Origin of the sequence: Dapis purpurea BLCC-M126, assembly GCF_050015975.1 — a bacterium.
In the GTDB taxonomy this organism is placed as follows: domain Bacteria; phylum Cyanobacteriota; class Cyanobacteriia; order Cyanobacteriales; family Microcoleaceae; genus Trichodesmium.
In genome coordinates, this window is the sequence record NZ_JBNHER010000038.1 from 1 (window position 1) to 5,042 (window position 5,042).

General features: G+C 34.6%; 4 protein-coding genes. All 4 read right to left on the reverse strand.

Annotation, left to right across the window (positions count from 1 at the left end; translation table 11 throughout):
* Positions 1-248: 248 nt before the first annotated feature.
* Positions 249-1,178: a phosphate/phosphite/phosphonate ABC transporter substrate-binding protein gene (locus ACP6PL_RS04310; protein ID WP_426542912.1), complete on the reverse strand. Its 930-nt coding sequence runs from the start codon at positions 1,176-1,178 to the stop codon at positions 249-251.
* A 493-nt stretch (positions 1,179-1,671) separates the two neighbouring features.
* Positions 1,672-1,983, reverse strand: coding sequence for a hypothetical protein (locus ACP6PL_RS04315; protein WP_426542914.1), 312 nt, complete (start codon positions 1,981-1,983; stop codon positions 1,672-1,674).
* Positions 1,984-2,676: 693 nt separating this feature from the next.
* The gene (locus ACP6PL_RS04320; protein WP_426542916.1) at positions 2,677-2,802 is read right to left on the reverse strand and encodes a hypothetical protein; all 126 of its coding nucleotides are present in this window, start codon (positions 2,800-2,802) and stop codon (positions 2,677-2,679) included.
* A 73-nt stretch (positions 2,803-2,875) separates the two neighbouring features.
* Positions 2,876-4,162, reverse strand: a complete 1,287-nt coding sequence (locus ACP6PL_RS04325) for a Glu/Leu/Phe/Val family dehydrogenase (protein WP_426542918.1) — start codon at positions 4,160-4,162, stop codon at positions 2,876-2,878.
* Positions 4,163-5,042 lie beyond the last annotated feature (880 nt).

The window sequence follows — 5,042 nt, forward strand, 5'->3', positions numbered from 1 at the left end:
TCTCTACTGTAATGATTCTGGTTTTATTATAAGTGATCATCCGAACATGATATAAAACATAAAGTAGAAGAACTCAAAAATTTTGCTGTAAGCTTCATAAACTTTAGAGTAAATTAACTGTTGAAACCATAAATTGTTTCAGATAAAGAGAAATTAGCAAGATGCACAGAAAAAATTTTAAACAAAATTTGGATGGATATAATTCTCCACCAAATTTTAAATTATTTAACCATAAATACCAACTTAGATTAGGATGGATCGTTAAGCAACTCTTGCAGTTTTCGTATAGGTTCGTAATCTTCGTCTGAAACCAAGGTGTAACCTGCTGATTCAATACCTCCAATACCAACTAAACCTTCTGGGGCATTAATTAGGGCTTTCTGAAGTGATGTTTTAAATTCTACTGGTAGTTCGGTAGAAATAACTATTGGAGAATTTGGAATTGGGTCAGATTCCCAAATAATTTTATATCGATCTTTAGACAATAAACCTTGATTTTCTAAATGAATATAAGTCTGCTTTTCAATAGCAATGGCATCAACTTTTCCATCTGCTAAAGCTAGTGCATTCTTATCATGTCCACCTGCATATTCAACGGCTGAAAATTTTTTTTCTGGAATAATTCCTAATTTTTTAAAGTAAGCAGAAGGAACTAGAAATCCAGAAGTAGAAGACTTATTAACAAAGCTAAATCGCTTCCCACTTAGGTCTTGTACAGTATTAATTTCTGAATCTTTTCTAGTAACAATAACGCTCTTGTACCAGGGGCGACCAGTAGTCTTTTCAATATGGGCAACAATGGGTTCTAAGTTTGGGTTTTTCTGTTTTGCTTTAACATAAGTGAAAGGTCCCAAATAAGCCATTTTAACCTTACCACTTACCAAAAAATCAACAGTCGTATCGTAATCTTGACTCAATTCAATTTCAACAGGAATCTCTAATTCTTGTTCTAAATATTCATCCAAGCGTTGAATTCTCTTCTGCTGTTCTTCTGTACTAACGTAAGGTATAACTGCTATTTTTAATTGAGATATTTTTACCGTTTGGGCAATATCTGAAGTGTTAGACATTTGAGGTTTAGAAGCAGAATCAGGAATTTCTGCACAAGCTCCATTTAATACAGAAATTGCTGCTAAGAATAAGCCCCACTTTTTCAGTTTATTTATTGGGAATTGCATTGCTATTCCTCTTATTAAGTCTCTGGATTCAATTATAGCAATTCCGATACTGGTGAGGTAGATAATTTTAGCTTTTAGCTAAAATTATCTAATAAGTAGGTAGGTGAAAAAATTTACAAGTATGTCATTGCGACTGGAGCGGAGCGGAAGGAAGCAATCTCAAGGGTTTCAACTGCTTTAACATTTTGTTACATCGTGACGTTTATTCGCGCATACCTACTTATCTCAGAACTTAAATCATATTGCTATAGATTTTTAGGTAACAGTTTAACTGCTAAAAGTATACAGTATAATTATCACCAATAATTGAGGATGCCTATAGTTATTCCATCTAAAATATTTACTAACTTCTCTATCGCTGTCTCAAATCTGATTCCTGATTCCTATATTAATTAACTGCCTGCATCAAAATTCCTAAAATTTTCTGAATATGCCGAATATAATACTCTCTCAAATCAATATAAACAATATCTAAATCAAGTTGAAGAAACTGTCAAATAGTACCAATAATCACAGCACCATAAATAGTTGAAATTTGATTTCCTTCCTGCTGATTAAATAACTGTGCTGCCACCATTTCTGCTACACATTGACCTAACCCAAATTTTAAATTTTCATTCTTAGTTTCCACAATTGTTAATATAGGGGCTTGGATAAAAAGTTGTTCCTTTGAACGACTAATTAAAAAATCACAAAACCCATTTAACCCTTGGCTGAAATCTATATTAAAATCTACCCCAGAAAATAGACTAATGTTGTAATTAACCTTTCGTTGAATTTTCAGCAAGATTGGTGCAATAATCATCTCAGAATGAGATTTTTATATATTAATTGCAACTGCTAAATCTAAATTTTACTGGAGAAGAATAGTTGAATTTTAACTACATTTTACTTCAGGAACATCGGTAAATATTTCATAAGTTTAATTAATTTTTAAGCCAAAAATTTTTGATTAAACTCTCTAACTTAAAATCACTATAAGCAATTATTTGTCTTTATTTTGGTAATATCTTAACAAAATAAAAAGTTATATCAAATCCGCTACTATTGGGATAAAAAGTCTCTTGATTCAAATTTGTCTAACTTTTGAGATACGACTGCTCCTTATCTAACTTTTAATTTTTGAATTAACCGAAAAATTAAGGTTTAGAGTATCTCCTTACAAGGACAAAAAAGCGGTAGTTTTGCGCTCCCACAACTTCGTTTTGACTAAGAGCCGTTTTGCTTTCCTACGGAATGCTAACGCAAACGCAATATGTTTGCGGAGCATTCCGTCAGGAAAAAGCGGAGCTTTGCACTAGCAAAACGCGCGTTGTGCGGAGCGCTAAACACCATATCAAATCAACCAAAAGAACAAAAAAATTACTTTTAACTAATCCTGTTCTTTTTAAGAAGAGGTGATTATTAATTATTATATCAAATCCGGTTAATTGCACATAGAATCTGGTCATAGGATATGTGTTTATAATTGTTTTCAATTACTTTAATAGATATCTCGCTAAATTCCCCACCGGAGAGGAGAGTAGTTAGGGGTTGGTCTCCATCTCCCCATCTCCCCATCTCCCCATCTCCCCATCTCCCCATCTCCCCATCTCCCTATCCCACCATCTCCCCATCTCCCCATCTCCCTATCCCCCCATCCCCCCAACCATATAATAAGTATTCAACCAGATTTGATATTAATTATTAATTATTGACTAACCTTTGGCATAAAAAGCTCTAGTTCCCTTAGCATTAATCGCCTCTCCCAATCTATTTAATCCATGCACATAAGCAGCAGTTCGCATAGAAATAGATAACTCCTGAGATATTTGCCAAATCTTTTCTGTTTCTACTACCATTTTTTCTTTTAATTTTTGATTAACTTCATCCAAAGTCCAATACAAACCACTCCGATTTTGCACCCACTCAAAATAACTTACTGTCACACCACCAGCATTAATTAAAATATCAGGAAATACATGAATTCCGCGCTCTTCTAAAACTATATCTGCAGCAGAAGTAGTCGGACCATTTGCAGCTTCAAAGATAAATTTTGCCTTAATATCTTTGACATTTTCCTCAGTAATTTGATTCTCCAAAGCAGCAGGAATTAAAATATCAACATCCAAAGCCAAAAGTTCTTCATTAGTCAAAACTTTATGCTCAACAATATTACAAACAGTACCCTGACAATAAACAGCTTGAATACCCTTATTAGACTCTTTATATTGACGAATACTAGGAATATCTAAACCATGGGGAGAATAAATACCACCCTGAGAATCACTAACAGCAACCACCTTATAACCAGCCTGACAAAGTAACTCTGCCAAAAGTGCTCCAACATTACCAAATCCTTGGACTGCTACTGTAGTTTTTTGTGGGATATATTTAAACTTTGGCATGATAGTTTCAATACCAAAAAAAGCACCCATTGCCGTTGCTGTACTTCTCCCCAAACTACCACCAATAGTAACAGGTTTACCCGTAATAACTGCCGGACTTAATTGTCTTCTAATAATACTGTATTGATCCATCATCCAACCCATAATCATAGGGTTAGTGTACATATCAGGTGCGGGAATATCTACATCAGGACCGATAAAATCAGCGATCGCGTCGATATATCCCCGACTCAAACGTTCTAATTCCATTCGAGATAATTCTTTCGGGTTAACAGTAATGCCGCCCTTTGCTCCACCAAAAGGTAAGCTTACAACTGCACATTTAAAAGTCATCCAAAAAGCTAAAGATTTTACCTCATCAATAGACACATTGGGATGATAACGAATACCACCTTTTGTCGGGCCTCTTGTATCATCATAGCGAACTCGATAACCTTGAAAAACTCGTAATGAACCATCATCCATACGGACAGGAATTGAAACTATCAAAGTAGCTTTAGGATATTTGAGGCGCTCTTTTGTATCTTCTGAAAGAGAGACATATTTTAAAGCTCTTTCTAATCTACGGCTAGCATCATCAAACAAAGAATCTGACATAAATACCTATTTCTATAACTAAAATTATCTTGGTATTTAGATCATAAATCTCTTGATTCACTGTAATGATTAAGAAAATTTAAGGGTGATGGTGCATTGTAATGGTTATCTATTGTAATTAGTGTGGTTAAGCTGACAATTCATTTCAGATAAAATTTGTTCAAATTAGGAAATAGGTTAGGACATTTATCAATGCTCATACCAACTCAGGTATTACTTCTAATATCAAATCCCCTTGCTTTGGAGTATTATAAGAAACCGGGTTTATGGGAGGTAGATGTTAGTATGCTGGGGTATTTAATAAACCCGGTTTCTCTGCTTTTTTATACCGATGCTACCGGATTTGATATAACTTCTGACTAGGAGCAAAATGCTCTCTTGCAAAGATTTGACAATAGACATCTCTAATAATAAAAAATCAAATCAATTATCGTACATAAATCATCAAATTTTCCCCCTACTCCCTTTTTTCTGTAGATGTCTAATGGTAATACAACAGTTTTGATTAAAATTGTTAGTTTATACGAAATCACCCTATCATATCAAATCCGGTTAATTGCACATAGAATCTGGTCATAGGATATGTGTTTATAATTTTTTCAATTACTTTAATATATATCTCGCTAAATTCCCCACCGGAGAGTGGTTAGGGTTTGGTCTCCATCTCCCCATCTCCGAAACCATATAATAAGTATTCAGATGTAGTCGATGGGGATATCGCTATCCCTCACCTCTACTTCAAAACCGTACATGAGAGTTTCCAACTCATACGGCTCCTGACATCGCAGGATTCTTCAAGGTTGGTTATACCTAGTTTCGCACCTATATTTCAAGGTTTGTCCACGCTTGTTGGCTTCGGTTTTCGCTGCTCTTCGGCTTG

Coding starts and splice junctions, on each gene's coding strand:
- ACP6PL_RS04310 (WP_426542912.1), bottom strand. CDS start 1,178: ATGCAATTCCCAATAAATAAACTGAAAAAGTGGGGCTTATTCTTAGCA.
- ACP6PL_RS04315 (WP_426542914.1), bottom strand. CDS start 1,983: ATGATTATTGCACCAATCTTGCTGAAAATTCAACGAAAGGTTAATTAC.
- ACP6PL_RS04320 (WP_426542916.1), bottom strand. CDS start 2,802: ATGGGGAGATGGGGAGATGGTGGGATAGGGAGATGGGGAGATGGGGAG.
- ACP6PL_RS04325 (WP_426542918.1), bottom strand. CDS start 4,162: ATGTCAGATTCTTTGTTTGATGATGCTAGCCGTAGATTAGAAAGAGCT.